16 protein-coding genes are annotated in these 16,312 nt (G+C 73.0%); 2 read left to right on the forward strand and 14 right to left on the reverse strand.

Features of this window, described 5'->3' with window-relative positions; translation table 11 throughout:
* Window positions 1-304: 304 nt before the first annotated feature.
* A complete protein-coding gene (locus FHR78_RS09670) occupies window positions 305-1,195 on the reverse strand; it encodes a hypothetical protein (protein ID WP_166760284.1) in 891 nt (296 codons plus the stop codon).
* A 91-nt stretch (window positions 1,196-1,286) separates the two neighbouring features.
* Here FHR78_RS09670 and FHR78_RS09675 point away from each other — a divergent pair, with 91 nt between their 5' ends.
* On the forward strand, window positions 1,287-1,733 hold the full coding sequence (locus FHR78_RS09675) for a hypothetical protein (protein WP_166760285.1): 447 nt from the start codon (window positions 1,287-1,289) through the stop codon (window positions 1,731-1,733).
* A 34-nt stretch (window positions 1,734-1,767) separates the two neighbouring features.
* Window positions 1,768-2,460, forward strand: a complete 693-nt coding sequence (locus FHR78_RS09680; protein ID WP_166760286.1) for an SDR family oxidoreductase — start codon at window positions 1,768-1,770, stop codon at window positions 2,458-2,460.
* A gap of 16 nt (window positions 2,461-2,476) precedes the next feature.
* Here FHR78_RS09680 and FHR78_RS09685 read toward each other — a convergent pair whose 3' ends face one another.
* From FHR78_RS09685 to FHR78_RS09745, 13 genes are all read right to left on the reverse strand, one after another.
* A complete protein-coding gene (locus FHR78_RS09685) occupies window positions 2,477-3,409 on the reverse strand; it encodes a hypothetical protein (protein WP_166760287.1) in 933 nt (310 codons plus the stop codon).
* 264 nt (window positions 3,410-3,673) lie between these two features.
* On the reverse strand, window positions 3,674-4,849 hold the full coding sequence (locus FHR78_RS09690; RefSeq protein ID WP_166760288.1) for a hypothetical protein: 1,176 nt from the start codon (window positions 4,847-4,849) through the stop codon (window positions 3,674-3,676).
* Between the two features lie 54 nt (window positions 4,850-4,903).
* The gene (locus tag FHR78_RS09695) at window positions 4,904-6,100 is read right to left on the reverse strand and encodes a hypothetical protein (protein WP_166760289.1); all 1,197 of its coding nucleotides are present in this window, start codon (window positions 6,098-6,100) and stop codon (window positions 4,904-4,906) included.
* Window positions 6,101-6,203: 103 nt separating this feature from the next.
* The gene (locus FHR78_RS09700; protein WP_166760290.1) at window positions 6,204-7,388 is read right to left on the reverse strand and encodes a hypothetical protein; all 1,185 of its coding nucleotides are present in this window, start codon (window positions 7,386-7,388) and stop codon (window positions 6,204-6,206) included.
* A 137-nt stretch (window positions 7,389-7,525) separates the two neighbouring features.
* Window positions 7,526-8,188, reverse strand: coding sequence for a hypothetical protein (locus tag FHR78_RS09705; protein WP_166760291.1), 663 nt, complete (start codon window positions 8,186-8,188; stop codon window positions 7,526-7,528).
* A 566-nt stretch (window positions 8,189-8,754) separates the two neighbouring features.
* On the reverse strand, window positions 8,755-12,390 hold the full coding sequence (locus FHR78_RS09710; RefSeq protein WP_166760292.1) for a hypothetical protein: 3,636 nt from the start codon (window positions 12,388-12,390) through the stop codon (window positions 8,755-8,757).
* Complete coding sequence (locus FHR78_RS09715; RefSeq protein WP_166760293.1) at window positions 12,387-12,695, reverse strand: WXG100 family type VII secretion target; 309 nt, start codon at window positions 12,693-12,695, stop codon at window positions 12,387-12,389. The genes FHR78_RS09710 and FHR78_RS09715 overlap by 4 nt, the downstream gene beginning before the upstream one ends.
* Complete coding sequence (locus FHR78_RS09720) at window positions 12,692-13,087, reverse strand: WXG100 family type VII secretion target (protein ID WP_166760294.1); 396 nt, start codon at window positions 13,085-13,087, stop codon at window positions 12,692-12,694. Before FHR78_RS09720 ends, FHR78_RS09715 begins: the two co-directional genes overlap by 4 nt.
* 59 nt (window positions 13,088-13,146) lie before the next feature.
* The gene (locus tag FHR78_RS09725; RefSeq protein ID WP_166760295.1) at window positions 13,147-13,440 is read right to left on the reverse strand and encodes a WXG100 family type VII secretion target; all 294 of its coding nucleotides are present in this window, start codon (window positions 13,438-13,440) and stop codon (window positions 13,147-13,149) included.
* A 154-nt stretch (window positions 13,441-13,594) separates the two neighbouring features.
* Window positions 13,595-14,428, reverse strand: coding sequence for a PRA1 family protein (locus FHR78_RS09730; RefSeq protein ID WP_166760296.1), 834 nt, complete (start codon window positions 14,426-14,428; stop codon window positions 13,595-13,597).
* The gene (locus FHR78_RS09735; protein WP_166760297.1) at window positions 14,422-14,748 is read right to left on the reverse strand and encodes a hypothetical protein; all 327 of its coding nucleotides are present in this window, start codon (window positions 14,746-14,748) and stop codon (window positions 14,422-14,424) included. The genes FHR78_RS09730 and FHR78_RS09735 overlap by 7 nt, the downstream gene beginning before the upstream one ends.
* Window positions 14,749-14,854: 106 nt before the next feature.
* Window positions 14,855-15,457, reverse strand: a complete 603-nt coding sequence (locus FHR78_RS09740; RefSeq protein WP_166760298.1) for a hypothetical protein — start codon at window positions 15,455-15,457, stop codon at window positions 14,855-14,857.
* A 61-nt stretch (window positions 15,458-15,518) separates the two neighbouring features.
* A complete protein-coding gene (locus FHR78_RS09745) occupies window positions 15,519-16,187 on the reverse strand; it encodes an FHA domain-containing protein (protein WP_166760299.1) in 669 nt (222 codons plus the stop codon).
* Window positions 16,188-16,312 lie beyond the last annotated feature (125 nt).

The following is a 16,312-nucleotide window of genomic DNA, read 5'->3' on the forward strand; positions in this document are numbered from 1 at the left end:
GCCGTGTGGGCCTTTCGGGGGACCGTTCGGCGACTGATGAGAACAGTACAACGTCGTTCGGCGGCGACCCGGCCCCCGTTCGGGGGGTCGTACCCCTCCTCCGGGTCACACGCTCGCCGGAGCCCGCACGGTTGGCGGGCTCATACCCGGAGGTATCGCCCGTCGTGTCACCCGGGCGAGGGACAGACTCACCCTCGATGCCCAGGCTCACCCGCGTGCGCGCCCCGCCGACGACGCGGCGAGGGCGGCGCGGACTGCGCGGACTGCAACGACGCGTGCGACGGCGCAGGAGGCGCGGGTCGGCTCAGGCGCCCACGTCGCGCACCCAGCGCGCCAGGAACTCGGCCCCCGCGTCGTCGTGGATCAGCCCCGACCCGCTCGTCAGCACCGGGTACGGGGTCGACGGCACGCCGTCGGCCGGGCGCACGTCGACGTGGGCCACGTCGTGGCCGGCCGCGTGCAGCCAGTCGGCCATGGCGTAGTCGCTGCGCGAGTCGCCCACCGTGCGCCAGGCGAGCGGCAGCTCGCCGTCCTCGGCGAGCAGCTCGAGGGCGCGCTCGGCGCCGAGGTCCTTGCCGAGGCGGACCGACTCGATGTCGGTCGAGATGATCGTCGGGTCGACGCGCCACTGCACCTCGCCCCGGGCGTCGGGACGCTCGTCGTCGAGTCGCCGCACGCCGGCGCCTCGCCGGACCAGCGCCTCCATCGCCTTCTCGTCGAAGTCGCGCTGGCGGGCCAGGTAGGTGGCCGAGTCGACGCTCGTGAGCTGCTCGATCGAGACCATGGCGCGCTTGGTGTGGTCGAAGAAGACGAGGTCGGCGAACTCGGCCGTGACGAGGGCGTCCATCTCGGCGGCGAAGTCGGCGGGCATGGCCAGCGCGGAGTCGACCTGCACCTCGCTCGTGCCGTCGGGGCCGTGCTCGGGCCCGATCGAGAACCACGACGCGCCCTTCTCGCAGATGCCGTGCACACGGGCCCCCGCGGGCAGCCCGGCGGCGATCATCGGGCCGACGACCTCGTCGCGGATGAACGCGTCCGACCGGCCCGTGTTGAACACGACCGGGATGCCGGCCGCCGCCAGGGCCACGAGGTCACGGGTGATCTGCGGCAGCGCGATGCTGCGGCTGACGGGGCTGGCGATGGGCCCGTCGACGTCGAGGAGCAGTCCGAGCGCGGGGGCGGAGGAGGAGGTCACCGGCCCATCCTCGCAGCCCTCGGCCGCTCGGCGGAGTCACGGGGCCGCCCCAGGTGGGAGGATGGGTGATCCGCACCCGAAGGAGTCCGCCGTGCCTCAGCTGCCCGCACCCGTGATCGCGGCGCTCGAGGCCTTCGCCGCGCCCGACGCCCGCGACGTCGTCCACGGCCTCGCCGACGACGGCGACGACGTCGGCCGCGACCGCCTCGCCGCCCTGCTCGACTCGGTCGAGTGGGTCGACATGGGCGTCGTCCACCCGATGGCCCCCGAGCTGCGCGACCCCGAGGGCGTGCGCCGTCTGCTCACGGCGATGGGCGCCGAGGGCCGCTGCGCCGTGCTGTCGGCGAGCGGGTCGGAGGACGACCGCGACCTCGGCGGCGCCCTCGACGGCGTGCTGCAGCAGCAGTCGGGCGGGGCCCTCGTGGTCTGCCGGCCGGGGCCGCTCGCCTTCTTGGTCACCGCCTCCGGCGAGCGCTGGCTGCTCAGCGACCGCGAGCTGCCGCAGCTCACCGGGCCGCTGCCGATCATCCGCGGCTGAGCGCCTGCGGGCCGGGCGTCGGCAGACTGGGGCGATGAGCACCGACGCACCCCGCCCCACCGCCCTCGTCACCGGAGCCACCCGTGGCATCGGCCTCGCGATCGCCCGCGACCTGTCGCGCACGCACCACGTCGTGGTGCACGGCCGAGACGAGGAGGCGGTCGCCGCCCTGGCAGCCTCGCTCCCGTCGGCCTCGCCCTGGGTCGCGGACCTCGCGGGGCCGCCCTTCGAGGCGCCCGCCCTCGACCGTCTCGACGTCGTCGTGCACGCGGCCGGCGTGATCGGCGGCGACGCCGTCGAGGGCACGAGCCGCGACGACTGGCGTCGTGTCTTCGAGGTGAACGTCTTCGCGGTGGCCGAGCTGACCCGGCAGCTGCTGCCTGCGCTGCGGGCCGCGCAGGGCACGGTCGTGGCGATCAACAGCGGCTCGGGCTTCACGGCCGGGCCGGGCGGCAGCACGTACGCGGCGAGCAAGTTCGCGCTGCGGGCGCTGACCGACTCGCTGCGCGAGGAGGAGCGCCCGCACGGGGTGCGCGTCAGCTCGGTGCACCCGGGCCGCGTCGACACCGACATGCAGCACGAGCTGGTCGAGCGCGAGGGCGGCGTCTACGACGCCGCTCTCTACCTCGAGCCCGGGTCGGTGGCCGACGCCGTGCGGCTGGTCGTCGACCTGCCGCACGGCGCCACGGCCGAGGTGGTGTCGGTCAGGCCGACCCGCCGGGCCTGAGGCCCGGGCCCCGTCGTCAGGGCAGCGGGAGGGCCGGCCACTCGGGCAGCTGCGTCTGACGGATGGTCGCCTCCTCGAGCAGGTGGCCCGGCAGCTCGCCCTCGTACACGGCGGCGTCGATCTTGACCAGCTGCAGGGCCTCGGCGAGGTCGGCGTCGTGGTCGCTGTAGGTGCCGCTGAGCTGCATGCCGGCCGCGCTCGGGTACTCGTCGGTGACGCGGTAGCCGAGGCCGTTCCAGCGGGTGCGGACGTCGAGCTCGAAGTACTCCTGCACGTCGGCGACGTCGATGGTGCGCGACCAGACCATGGGGGTCGTCGGCGTCCAGCCGGCGGCCTCGGCGCCCTCGTCCTGGCGCACGGCGGCGACGCGCGCCCCGCCGTCGACGAAGTCGGCGATGTAGACCTCGCCGTCGTCCATGCGGGCGAGGCCGCCCACGAAGCGGCTGACGAGCCGCGGCTGGCGCACGCGCTGCTGCTCGATGCCGTCGGCGTAGATCCAGCCCCAGGCGGCCGAGTGGAAGTACGCCAGGTAGGTGCTGGTGCCGTCGGCCGAGATGCGGTGCAGCTCGGCGCCCGAGGGCACCCGGCGGTGCGGCAGCCACGAGAGGGGGATGATGTGCTCGGGGTCGGCGACGAAGCCGTCGCCGCGGAACGGCGGCCGGTCGAGGAACGGCCCGCCCGTGATGTTCTGGGTGGCCCGGTCGGGCCCTCCGGTCGCCTTCTCGAGCAGCAGGTTCGCCGTGCTCTCGAAGCGGAGCACGTCGATGTGCGGCATGTCCGCCGAGAACGGGGTCCCCGGGAAGTCGAGGCCGTGCGCCGTGATCAGCTCGCGCGGGGTGCGAGCGTGGCCCACGGCGCCCCAAGGGACGACGAAGCCGGCCACCCGGTCGTGGTCGTGGTCGTGGTACGCCGCGCTCATCTGCGGCGTGACGGCTTTCTGCAGGATCATCCGAGCCCCTCCGTGGTCGTCCGCGGCGGCGGCACTGGTTCGCCGATCGCCCCGACCAGGATGGCACAGGAGGGTCGGTGCACCGGCCCGGGGCGTCGCGGCCCCGTGCGGCTCGACGTGCTGACACCGCCGAGTGGACCGGACACCGCCTCAGTGGCCGGTGCCTCGTTCACTCGGCGGTGCCGCGGGCGCCCGAGGGTCGACGTGCTGACCGCCGCCGAGCGGGCTCGTCCTCCGACGTCGGGCTCGGTGCGCGAGGGCCCGTCACCGCTCGAGCACCTCGACCTCGACGTCGTCGAGCTCGTCGAAGGGAACCTCCGCCGACCAGGTCCCGTCCGGCCGCCGGAGGGCCGTTCTCCGCCTGCTCGTCGAGGAGACGGCTCCCTGCAGTTCACGTCCGCTCACGACCTTGACCATGTCGCCGGCTGCCCAGACCGTTCGCAGCGTCACGACCTCGACCGGCACACCGGAGAGCCGAGCCCGCGTCCGAGCCCGCACCACGGCCTCGACCTCTGCGCGCGGCGCGTCGACGGTGCCGCCCCGCACGACGTCGTTCTGCCACCTCGCGCCGGCTGGCAGGTCACCCGTGTCGCAGAGCAGGCGCACGCCGTCGCGAACGTTCCTCTGGTCAGCAGCCAGACGGAACGGCACGCCCCTCCAGGTGACGTAGCACCCCACGGCGATCTGGTCACGGCGCACGGCTCCGCCGCTGACGGAGTACCGCGGCGCATCCGGCACGTCGACCGCCTCGATCCACCGGCAGCGCCCCGAGCCGGCGAGTCTCGACCCATCGACGCTCCCGTGACCCCGGAGGTTGCGGACGAGCCAGAGACCGGCCCGTTCGGCCAGGACCTCGACGACAGCTCGCTCATCTCGGAAGACCGCGCGCCGGTCGAGGTGCGCCTCGACCCGATCAGCCGCCAGGTCCTCTCCGTCGAGCGCTCGGAGCCAGAGGCCCGGCCGTCCGACGACGGGTCGCGCCAAGGACGACGCGAGCGGCCGCTCCTGCCCGCCGACGACGGCGACCGGGCCGCACGGCACGGCGCCGTCGGTCGCTGCCCGCCAGACATGTGTCTCGACCCGGACGTCGTCCAGATCGAGGGAGGAGACGTCTCGTATCTCGGCGCGTTCCTCGTCGAGGACGACGGCATCCGTCCTCCCCGTCAGCTCGACGTGGCGGGGCGACGTCCAGACGGTCACGCCCGGACCGGCATCAGGAGGCGACGCCACACCCACGACGTCGACAGGCACCGTTCTCCACCGAGCACGGACCCTCCGCTGGCCGACCTCGGACACCTGCTCCAGCAACAGGTCCTGATCCGACCCGACCTCCGGGAGGACGACGACCTCCCGGCTCAGGAGCGTCTCGGGCATGGTCACCGAGGCAGGGAGGACGCTCTCGCCGTGGACCACCCACGACTCGGAGGCGGGAACGATCACGCTGTGGCCCTTCCTCGCCGCAGCCGGCGCGCCTCGGCGGGGGCCCAGTCGGGATCACGCATCGGCGAAGGCAGTGGTGAGGAGCTTCAGGTCCCCGTACCGGGCTGCGCCTCGCCAGGCGCCTCCGCCGACGTCGTGCAGTCGCTCGGAGACCCCGTAGCCGTCGGGTCGAGGTCCGGACGGGATCGACCCGACGCCCTGGACGACGACCAGCCCGCCGTTCCGCCAGTCGAGGTGCGGCTCGACCAGGGTCACGGGCTCGCCTGCGAGGGTCGCCGTCGTGACCGCCGAGCCCCATCGCACGACCTCCGACTCCGGCACCTCGATCGCACCCAGACCACCGAGCGTCGGCGACCAGTCCACGACTCGCGGCAACCACGGACCGTCACACAAGAGACGCACCATCCCCGCACCCGCCGCGACCTCCTCGTCGACCCGGAACGGCACACCGTGCCACGTCACGTACGACCCGTGCAACCACTGCCGTTCACCCGGAGCCATCACCCGTCGCTCGAACCACCGCCACGACGACAATTCCTCCGGCCTCACCCACCGACAGATGCCCCGAGACCCCGCCAACCGGCCACCACGACGACCGTCCCGCACCCGGAACATCCGCGGGTTCGTCACCAGCACCCGACCCTCCGCCGACGCCAACGCCTCCACGAACGCGCCCTCGTACGACGCCGCCCCACGCCGGAGGACGACCTCCCCGTCCGGACGGACAGGGAACGGCTCGCCCTCCACCGGCTGCAGGACCGCCTCCCCAGACCCCTCGGCCGGGAACGCCACCGCCGACACCAAGGGCACCTCCCCGGACGCTCCGACGATGGAGACGCCGAGATCACGACGGGCATCGCCCTCTGCGGTCCATCTGACCGTCTCGACCTGGAGCCCCGCGACCTCGGCCAGATCGACGTCGTCGATGGACACTTCGTCCCGGTCCCACCGGCTCCCGCCGACACGCTCCAGGGACGCGTCGTCTCCGCGTGAGATCACCGTCCAGAGACGAGTCAGGCCTCGCGGCCCCGGGTCCGCAGCGACGTCCAGACCTCGATAGAAGCCGCGCACGCCGCGCGACACGACCTCGTCGACCTGATCGATCATCGCCGACACCCGCGGAGGCGCAGACCCCAACCAGAGTTCGTTGCCCACCAACCCGTCAGGCAACAGCAGGCTTGCCTTCTGCCACTCGCCCCCGCTCTTCGCCCACTCGCCCGTCACGGGCAGGGAGCTCACGAAGTCGACCACCCCTCGATGATGACAGGCCGACCGCCACGGCTCGAGCACCTCGACATCGACGCCGACATGCACGACATCGACGCCCTCGGCGTGAGCTGGGGGCCCGAGGCCGCTAGCCGATCATCTCGGTGCGCACGTCGACGAGGTCGTCGACGAGAACCTGCGCCGTCCACCCGCGCTCGTCGGCCGCCGGCTCGATCAGCCGTCCGGTCTCGGTGGTCCAGGCCTCGGGGACGGGTCCGTCGCCTCTCACGACCGTCGACCGGCGGGATGCCATCGATGCCCACGGCGCGTCGAGGACGACAGGTCGCCCCGCCACGAGCCCCGATGTCCGCAGTACTCGATGCGAACGGGTCTCGGGCTCGGCAGAGAGCACCGTCACTCCTGTGGAGGGGGTCACGAACGAGTACGGCTCGTCCAGGACGGGAACAGGTGTGGTGAGGTCGGTCAGACCCCAGGGCGCGTCGACAGGCGAGGCCGTGTCCGGTCGCTGCGGAAGATCGGTGAGGTGCAGTTCGTGTCCGAGAGCCCGCCCGTACCTGCCCTGCAGCAGGAACGGCGGCACGGGGTCCTGCCAGGCGCGCTCCGACGCGAAGAGCACCTCGACCCGAGCTGGATCGCACCACCATCCGCGGAGCCGCCGGGGCCAGCAGTCGGTCGAGACCTCCATCGGCCTCGCGCCGCGCCGGGCATCACGAGGAGCCCGGTTGCCCACCACCCACGACCTGCCGTCCCGCTCCGCCCAGACCGTGACCGGCAGCCCGTCGAGCAGGCCGCCCTTCTGGATCCAGCCCAGCCGATCCCCCGGCTCGACGACCACCTCCCCGCCGCCGTCGTCCTCGAAGGCGATCGAGGTGCCGTCCCCGACCGTCCGGCTCCCGTGCGGCTCGAAGCTGCGCAGCCTCCGCAGCTCAGGACCTCGATGCACGATGCCGCCGGCGACATGCGCTGTCCCGGCCAGGACGGTGTCGGTCGTGGTCCAGGACGACACGAGCTCCGACGGGTCGTCGAGCGGCGCGACGAACCACGAGCTTCGTTCGTCCTGAGTCACGACACCGGCCCGGCGACGGAGAGCGTCCGAGCCGTAGCCGGAGACGACCACCGTCCCTGCGGCGTCCCGTCCCAGCTCCACCTCCATGCCCCGCCACCAGGCACCCGTCCGATCCCGACGCAGCCCTTCGAGCGCGAGACCCGATGCGATCCGCTCAGGATCGAGCGCCAGCTCGAGCAGACCTCCGCGCCAGCCCACGAAGGTGCTGCCGTCGACGTGTCGGATGCCGGACGGCAGGTCACCCATCGGTGACCACCGTGGACTCGACACCGTCGAGGTGGTCACGCCGCACGAGTTCGACCTCTGGGTCGGCCACCCGCGCGGTCGTCCGAACAGAGACCCGCACCTCTGTCAGCACGTCGCGACGTCGGACGGCGCCGGCGTCACGGCCCGTCCACGACCGTCGTGCGCACGTCCTCGAGATGATCGCGCCGGACCCGAGCAGCCCAGCCGCCTCCGAGCGCGACCCTCGGCCGGAACGTGAACCCGTCGGAGAGCAGCACCGGTTCGCCGGGCACGCCGTCGCCGCCCACGAGGAACACGTCGCCGTCCGTCATCGGGTCCCACGGCCTCACCAGTTCGACCTCGATGCCCGCCACCTGCGCCGTCGTGCGCACGGACACGACATCGGTGACCTCGGCGTCGGGCACCGCACGACCCCCCGTCGTCAGGGTCCACGCGTGGTCCTCGTCGTCCAGAGGCACAGGGAACGCACCCCCGACCACCGTCACCCCGGGCCGCAGGAGGCGCTGTCCGTCTGGGCCCAGGTCGGCCAGCCCGGAGGTCGGCAGGGCACGCCAGAGCCCCGCGACCCGCGCATAGCGACCCTGCAGCAGGGGGGCTCCGTCGACACCGGACCACTCGCGCCGCAGCATCGAGCGCGACGTCACCTCGGCCTGGTCCACCCAGCTCACGAAGCGGCTGCCGACGCCGTCCGAGTACCGGCCGTTGACCTGACGGTCGTCACGCGAGAGGGGCCGACGAGAGGCCACCCACACGCGCTGACCCCGCTCGGCCAGGATCTCCACCTCGCGTCCACCGACCATCCCGAGACCGTGCACCCACGTCCTCACGGTCCCGTCGGTCAGAGGCTCGACGGAACCGTCGGCCCGCTGCACACCGGGTCGCGGCTCCCCGTCGGGGACGGGGACGGGAGCCAGCGAGGCGAGAGGCCGGACCTGGTCGCCATGGCCCTCGGACGTCGACCATGCGGACGCCGTGACCGAGGAGTCCGCCGAGTCGACGACGAGGACGTCCGTCACGGAGCGGACTGCCACGAGGTCGTCGAGATCGTCGGTCGCGAGCCGGAACGACCCATCGTCCTCGATCGCAGGCACTCCGAACGGCGGCATCGGACCTTCCCATGCCTGCCCGCCGAGGAGATACCGGGTCGTCGTCCCCGGTGCCACCGTGACCTCGTGTCCGAAGAGCCAGCCCACGGTCACCGTCGAGGCGATCGCGACCTCGTCGACCGCCAGCACGACGGTCGTGCCGGTCTGCGGGTCGTGAAGGGACACCGCACCGCCTCGCACCGTGTCCGGTCTGATGCGACCAGCCCTCGCGACGACGACGTCACCGACGAGCGCGACGACGCCGGTGGGCACGACGGCCTTCAGACCAGGATCCATCGTCCGGCCGACAGAACTGCGAACACTTCTTGCGTTCCATCGGACTTGTACCGCCAGATCTCTGCACCTTCGTTCAAGGGTGGAGTCTTCTCGTATCGCGAGATGGCCACTTCGGGTGTGTAGTGACCGCGCTGCCCCGCCCAGCCGTTCCCCCGGAAGGGGTCGACGGCCTCGGACTTGAGCGCCTTGCCCATGTTGTAGCGATCGGAGGGATCGGCGATCGTGTCGAGATGCGCGTCGACGAACTCGCGTCGCTCCCGTATGGAGAGGTTGTCCCACGTCCCGTCGGGTGCAGCTCTCTGCCAATCATCGAGCAGACGCAGGGGCTGCATGGTGTCCGTGGTCTTGCCTGCCAAGTCAGCCTCCGGTCCCAGCTCGAACCGGACGCCGTAGCGTTCACCCTCAGCGATGTTGAATGGTGTCGTCTGCCCGCGCGCGGGCGTATAGCCGAGACCGAGCTTCTGGAAGACGAGACGCGGCGTCAAGAAGTGCCCGTTCGACGCCTCCGTCATGTGAGCGAACCGGGCGACGAACCCCCCGACACCGTTCTGGATCGCGTCAGGTCCCGACAGGCTCGACATCAAGGTCGGCGTAGGCAGGATCTTCTGCACGACCGACCCCGGCCCCAGATCGGGCAATGAGTTGCGGATCTCGATGAGCATCGTCATCTCGTGAGATGAGAGCTTGAGGATCGGCTTGCTGACCAGACGGCGGAAGGACCGCCGATCGAGGCCGTGCCTCGAGAGCTCGGCGTCCAGCGCCCGACGGTAGGCGCGAGCTTCGCTCTCGACGACTGCCTCGGGGTAGTTGGGCACGCGTGACGCAGACGAGGCTGGGTCCCCGCCAGTGAGCATCGCCGAGGTGCCACCGGAGTCGTGCCCGCCCCGTGTCGGACCATCGGAGTTGGCGTCCACACGGCCGGTGCCCTCGACGCCGACGGTGCTGTCCCCCGCCCGGGCCGTGACCGGCGCACTGGACCCGCTGGGCATCGTCGGCTTGGCCATGAGGAGCGTTGCCCCCGCTGCCGAGGCCGCGCCGACCGTGGCCGGCGGCACGTCGATGACGCTCTCTCCCTGCGAGGTCGCGCTGCTCTGGGTGCCTGCAGCGTGCGCCTCGTCCGACGTCGCGTGCTCGCCGAGCGTCGCGTCGTCCCGCGTGCTCGAGGCCGCGTCGGCGGGGTTGCCGTCGGGAGCGGACTCGGGGGACGTCGACGCCGAGGCGTCCGGCGACGCCGTCGCCTCGGGCGAGGGCGCCACGGTGTCGCCCTGGGGCGATGCGTGGGCGGCCGCGGCCTCCGCGTGCGCCGCGACGTCGGCGTCGATGGCCGAACGGACGTCCGCGAGCTGCGCGTCCGACGGGATGGCCGAGGCGTCGCCGTTCGACTCCGGGCTGATGCCCAGCTGGTCGGCGGTCACGAGGTCCGTGTCGATCGAGGAGGCGCTGGTCGCGTCCGCGTCGGACGAGACCGCTTCCGAGGTGGTCGCCTCCCCGGCCGGCGTCTCGGCGACGGTGGCCTCAGGCGTCGAGTCGGGCGTGGCGCCGGCCTCGGGCGTGGCGGCAGAGTCCGGTGTGGTCGACCCGTCAGGCGTGGTCGACCCGTCAGGCGTGGTCGACCCGTCAGGCGTCGCCGACCCGTCAGGCGTCGCCGACCCGTCAGGCGTGGTGGACCCGTCAGGCGTCGCCGACCCGTCAGGCGTCGCCGACCCGTCAGGCGTGGTCGACCCGTCAGGCGTCGCCGAGGTCGAGGTCGAGTCCGACGGCGAGCTGTCGGACGCCGACGACTCGGCAGAGCCGGACTCCGCCCCGGTGGTCGGCTCCGGGGTCGTGCTGTCGGTCGATGCCGCGTGGTTCGTGCCGTCCGCGGACGGGCCGGTGTCGAGGGGCGACACGGTGTCGACGTCGGCGACGTCCGTGCGGACGGGACCGGCGCCTCCAGCGTGGCCCGCGCCGCCGCCGCCGCCGACGGCCGCCGGTGTCGGTCCGTCCGTGTGGGTCGACACGGAGGTGCCGCCACCGACCCCGGACCCGCCGCCGGTGCCCGGACCGGCGCCCGCGGGCGTGGGGACGTCGCCGGCCGACGACGACGCGCTCGAGGCGCCCGACTCGGTCGACGAGGTCGATGCGCTGCCCTCGGACCCATCACCGGGACGGTCCGTGAAGCTGTCGGCCTGGGCCTGACGGTCGGCCAGGAACTGCGGCGAGACGTTCTCGCCGGGGCGACCGGCGAGTGCCGCGTCGGCGTCGAAGCCGAGCCCCGTGCCGCCGCGTGCGTCGATGGCGGCGCCGACCATGTGGCCGCCGCCCCCCATGGCCGAGCCGGCGCCCATGCCGAACAGGGCGGCGAGACCGGGGTTGAACTTCTCGCCCGTGATGGCGGCCTCGGTGCCGCCGCCCGCGACGCCGCCGGCCGCGCCCTCGACGGCGCCCTTGGCGGCGTCGGTCGTCGTGGCCCGCCAGAACGTCGGCGGGACCGAGTGGCGCCCGGCACGACGCCCGAAGGCGGCCGCGAAGCCGCCCCCCACGCCGCCGCCCACCACGCCGCCGACGACACCCCCGGCGAGGGTGGCGAGCAACGACTCGGGCGTGATCTTCTCACCGTCGCGCACCGAGACCACGACGGAGGAGGCGCCACCGCTGATGGTGCCCTTGACCACCTCGGCGCCGAAGCGCCAGTGCAGGGGGCCGTGCTCGAGCTTGCGGAGGAAGCTCGACGCCTTGAGGAACTTGTCGGCCGGGATGCGGTTGATCAGCCTGAGCTTGCGGATGACCTCGGCGATCTTGACGACCCAGCGCGCGATGGTCGTCGTGGCCTTGGCCGCCCCGGCCAGGGCGCCCACGCCGAAGGTGACGAACGACAGGGCGACCGAGATGCCGATGTCGATCGCGAGCTCGATGGCGAGGCTCTCGAGCATGCTGCGGATCTCGGCCCAGGTCGCGTCGATGTTGTCCGCGAGGTCGGAGAGGGCCCCGGAGTTGCGGGCGGCGGCGTCGGAGAATTCGCCCATGAGGTTCTGGATGGCGGTCCGCACCTCGAGCGCGACGCCGCTCTGCGGCACGTCGGCGGCCGCCAGCTCGACGAGGCTGCTGCCCAGACGAGCGTTCGCGGCGTCGAGGTCGACGGCGAAGGTGCTCCACGCCGCCGAGGCCGCTCGCAGCTTGCCCGTGTCGCCGCGGGGGAACACGACGCCGACGGCGTACAGGGCCCCCTCGACCAGTTCGGCGAGCTCGCCGAGACCGCCCTGCAGGGGGTTCGCCCCGAGCGCCGACGGCGGCACGGTGGCGTACGGCGTGGTGTCGCTGGGGATCTCGATGCCGCTGGTGCCGGGCTTGCCTGCCCCCGTGAGCTCCGCCTCCTTGTAGGCGGCGCCGGTGCCGGCCAGCAGGCCCTCGAACCCACGGAGGAACGAGGAGATCGCGGTCACGCCCTGGGCGCAGCCCTTGGCGGAGTCGTCGTAGTCCGGGCTCCAGTCCTCGGCGAGCTCGTCGTCGCCCGCCATGCCGGCGGAGCCGGAGAGGAGGCTGGAGACGCTCGCCCACGCGGCGTCGAGGTCGGACGCGATGGTCGACATCTCGCTGCCGTCGGTGACGAGCCCGAACGCGTTGAGCCTGACGGTGGTCACGGCAGCTGCCCCCTGAAGTCGTTCCACTGCGAGTCGAGCTGCTCGATGGCCGTCTCGTAGGCGGTGTGCGCGGTGGTGGCCTGCTCGTGCAGCGAGGTCGCCGCCTGCCTCAGCGCCTCGGCCCCGGCGGCCCACTGCTCGAAGCTGCCGAGGAACGCCGCCATCGCGGGCCCCTGCCAGTCGTTCGGCAGCATGTAGGCGAAGGTGCTCGCCCCCTGCTTGAGGGCGTCGCAGTACTCGGTGAGCGACTGCATCTGGTCGACGAGCTGCTGCAGCGTCGTCGTGTCGGCCTGCTGCTCGCTCATCGGGCGTCCTCCCCGGCGGGGGGCGACGGCTGGTCGGCGGGCACGGCCTCGCTGAGGCCGGCGGTCGCGGCGGCGGGCCGGACGGCCATGGCCCCGGCGCTCTCGGAGAACCCGCCGCTGAGGCCGCTCTCGGTGCTGCCGTAGCCGCCCTCGGCCGCCTGGAGGCGGGTCGCGAGGCTGGCCAGCACGGTGCGGAGGGCCGTGGCGCTGGCCTGGAACTCCTGCCAGTTGGTGTCGAAGAGCGTGGCGTCCTCGCCCTCCCACGACGAGTCGACGACGCTGCGCACCACCGAGTTCGTCTCGGCGACGTGCGCGTCGAACGTGCTCACGACCGACTGGAGGAGGTTCGCGACCTCGCCCAGCGATTCTGTCCTGACCCGGTACTGGACCATGTCACTCCCCCCACGCCGTCAGGGCTGCCCGTGGGGGCAGCCCTGACGTCGGATGTCTGCTAGCCGCGGAACGTGCCCGAGATGGAGTTCTCGGACTCCTCGTACGACAGGGCGGCCTGGCTCAGCAGCTCGCTGATGCCCTGCAGGCTCTCCTTCAGCTGGATCGCCGACTGGTCCCACTGCGAGTACAGCTCCTGGAACGACTGCGACGCCGAACCCGACCAGTCGCCGCCGACGAGGCCGTCGACGAGGGACTTGAGGTTCTGCAGCTGGGACTCGATCGACTGCGAGCCCGACGAGAGCTGGTTCGAGACGCCCGACAGTGAATCGGACGTGACGCGGATATCGGCCATGGGCATTTCCTCCTGAACGCTCGTGTACACGGGACGAACCGGTGGTGTCGCCCCCGTGTCCCCCCTGAACGAGGCACACAACTCACGGCAGCATAGCGAAGGATCGTCATGCTGTCAGGGGGAGCCTACGGCCGGGCAGAACGATCCGTCCAGATCAGGCGCCGGACTGTCCCCCGGCCTGGCCCGAGGGCGCTCCCTCCGACCCTCCGTCGACGTTCGAGTAGTCGAAGACGTTCGACTTGCGCATCATGTACTCCGCGAAGGTCGAGGCGCCCCGCGTCAGCGACACGTCGACCTGGGGGTGACGCTCGCCCTGCACGATGATCGCCATGCCCAGGCGGGTCATGTCGGCCGGTGCGACCGCCTGGTCGAGGGTGAACGACACGACGCCGAACATCGGGGCGTCGTGGTGGGCCCAGGTCTGGACGATGCGCCGCCAGGACCGCGTCTCGATGCGCCGGCGCACCTCCTTGCCGTCCGGCAGCACGACGTTGATGTGCGCCGAGCCCGCGCCGTTCTTCGCCGCGAAGCGCGCGGCGGCGCCCTGCAGCCCGCGCTGGGCGCGGACCGCGTCGACCTTGCGGCTCTCGTCGACGAGGAACACGCCGATCACCTCCGACCACGGCAGCGTCCCGAGCACGGGGGTGTGCAGCCCCTCGTCCGAGACCCCGAGGGCGAGGCCCGGCTCGCCGCCGGAGTGGGCGATGAGCATGTGCCGCGTGTGCAGCGCCGTCAGGGCGTAGACGACCATGACGAGGGCCAGCACGCTGCCGAGCACGAACGGGCCGAGGCGCCCCCACCACCAGAGCAGGGCCACGAGCAGGACGGCGGCGCCGATCATCACGACGGCCGTGACGACGTTGCGGCGGACGATCGCGTTCCAGCGCTCGGGCAGGTACGGCACGTCGTACCGCTCGCCGCGGTCGAAGTAGTCGCGCCAGTTCTGGCGCTTGCGCTCCTCGTCGGGGGAGGTCGAGGGGCTCACCATCCCGGCATCCCCGCACACGCCTGGCCGAGCTGGTCGAAGCCGCGCACCGGGTCGGTGAAGGCCTGCCAGGCGCGACGCGGGTCACGCGACTCGACCCCCGCCTCCATCTCGGCGAGCACGGCCGGCGCGGAGGCGGCCCAGGCGTCGAACGCCGGGGACGACGTCGTCGACGGCGCCTCGGCCAGCACGGCACGGACCCCTTCGACCGCGGCCTGCACGCGCACCAGCGCGCCCGCGTTGCCCTGCGCCAGCATCGTGGCGCTCATCAGCTCGATGGTGGGCGCCTTCAGCGCCGCACACGTGGTCTCCAGGTCGTTCACGTCTCCCCCGTCGTCGATCGGATGCGTCGATGCTACCGAGCGACGCTCACCCCGAGCGAGGGCCGGCCGCCGAGCCCGGCCTCGGCCGAGCGTCAGGCGTCAGGCGTCACGAGCCGTCGACGACCCAGGTGGCCTCGCCCTTGTTCGTGGTGCGCCGGGTCGACTCGAAGAAGTCGTCGAACAGGACCCGCGTCGGCTCGGCGCCGGTGGGGGCGGTCAGCACGAGGCACGCCGTGGCCTCGCCCTCGTCCGCCAGCACCGGGGTGAGGGCCGCGTCGTAGAGCGGGCAGGCCGAGATGAAGTCCTCGTCCTGCAGCAGGGCCCCGTTGAGGCGGTTCGGCTTGACGACCTCGTCGTCGACCACCAGGCCCCAGTTGTCGGTCTCGAACCCGTTCAGCCCCTCCTGGGGGAACGTGCCCTCGACGACCTCGAGATCGGCCGACGCGCGGAAGACGTCGACGCCCGTCGCGTCGAAGGACTCCCAGGTCGCGACCTCGTCGTCCGACACCCGCTCGAAGTCGGTCACGGCGATGCTCACCCGTGCGTCCTCGCTCGCCTGCGACGACACCGGGTCGATGGTGATGGCCGTGCCCAGTTCGAGGTCGCTGCGGTCGACGATCTTCCCGCAGCCGGTCAGCCCGAGGGCCACGACGGACGCGACGGCGGCGAGGACGAACAGGGGACGGCGGGAGCGCGAGGTCGTGGTCACGGGGACGAGCCTAGGGGCCGGGACGGTGCACGGGCACGGGGCCGGCGACCCGGCCCGAGCCTCAGCCGGCGGCGACGGTCGCGCCGACCGAGCCCAGCTCCAGCTCGTCGCCGGGGCGGAGCGCGACGGGGCGCCCCTCGACGCACTCGATCTCGACGCCGGAGCGGTGCACCACCGTGCCGTTGCCCGAGCCGCGGTCGGTCACCACGAGCTGCCCGTCGACGACGTCGAACGCGGCGTGCGCGCGCGAGGTCGATCGCTCGGGGTCGTCCACCGCGAAGGCCGCCGCGCCGGCCTCGGCCGCGGCCTGCTCCGGGCGACGCCCCACGACGACCGGGCCGTCGACCGTGAGCCGCTGCCCGGTCGAGAACGCGACGACGAACGTCGTCCGCTGGGTCAGGGGCACGAGCGAAGGAGGCGCGGGCTCGGTCGGCGGCACCGGTGCGGTCGCCGAGGCGGCAGGCACAGCGGGGCCTGCGGACGCGGCGGGACCAGCGTTGTCGGCGGCGGGGACAGCGGGCGCGCCGGTCGACGCCGGCGCCGGGGCCGCCGCGGCGGCGCGCGCGGCCGGCGGCACCGTCCGCTCCAGCGGCGGGCGCGTGCTGGCGAGCGGCGCGGGCAACGGCGCCACGACCGGCGCCCGCCCTGTCGTCACGAGCTGCCCGCACGACAGGCAGAACATGCTGTTGGGGCGCAGCTCGGCCCCGCAGTACTCGCAGCGCGATGCCATCAGCCGTCAGTCCCCGTCACGTCGTCCCCTCGAAGCCGTCCTCCACGATACGCGACCGCCCGCACCTGCAGGGCGCGCGGCGGGTCCCCGTGGGCGGCGGCGCGTCGGCGCCCGCCCGCCACGGA

Source organism: Frigoribacterium faeni, assembly GCF_011761235.1.
Classification (GTDB): Bacteria; Actinomycetota; Actinomycetes; order Actinomycetales; family Microbacteriaceae; genus Frigoribacterium; species Frigoribacterium faeni_A.

Coding starts and splice junctions, on each gene's coding strand:
- FHR78_RS09680 (WP_166760286.1), top strand. CDS start 1,768: ATGAGCACCGACGCACCCCGCCCCACCGCCCTCGTCACCGGAGCCACC.
- FHR78_RS09685 (WP_166760287.1), bottom strand. CDS start 3,409: ATGATCCTGCAGAAAGCCGTCACGCCGCAGATGAGCGCGGCGTACCAC.
- FHR78_RS09700 (WP_166760290.1), bottom strand. CDS start 7,388: ATGGGTGACCTGCCGTCCGGCATCCGACACGTCGACGGCAGCACCTTC.
- FHR78_RS09705 (WP_166760291.1), bottom strand. CDS start 8,188: ATGGTCGGTGGACGCGAGGTGGAGATCCTGGCCGAGCGGGGTCAGCGC.
- FHR78_RS09715 (WP_166760293.1), bottom strand. CDS start 12,695: ATGAGCGAGCAGCAGGCCGACACGACGACGCTGCAGCAGCTCGTCGAC.
- FHR78_RS09720 (WP_166760294.1), bottom strand. CDS start 13,087: ATGGTCCAGTACCGGGTCAGGACAGAATCGCTGGGCGAGGTCGCGAAC.
- FHR78_RS09725 (WP_166760295.1), bottom strand. CDS start 13,440: ATGGCCGATATCCGCGTCACGTCCGATTCACTGTCGGGCGTCTCGAAC.
- FHR78_RS09730 (WP_166760296.1), bottom strand. CDS start 14,428: ATGGTGAGCCCCTCGACCTCCCCCGACGAGGAGCGCAAGCGCCAGAAC.
- FHR78_RS09745 (WP_166760299.1), bottom strand. CDS start 16,187: ATGGCATCGCGCTGCGAGTACTGCGGGGCCGAGCTGCGCCCCAACAGC.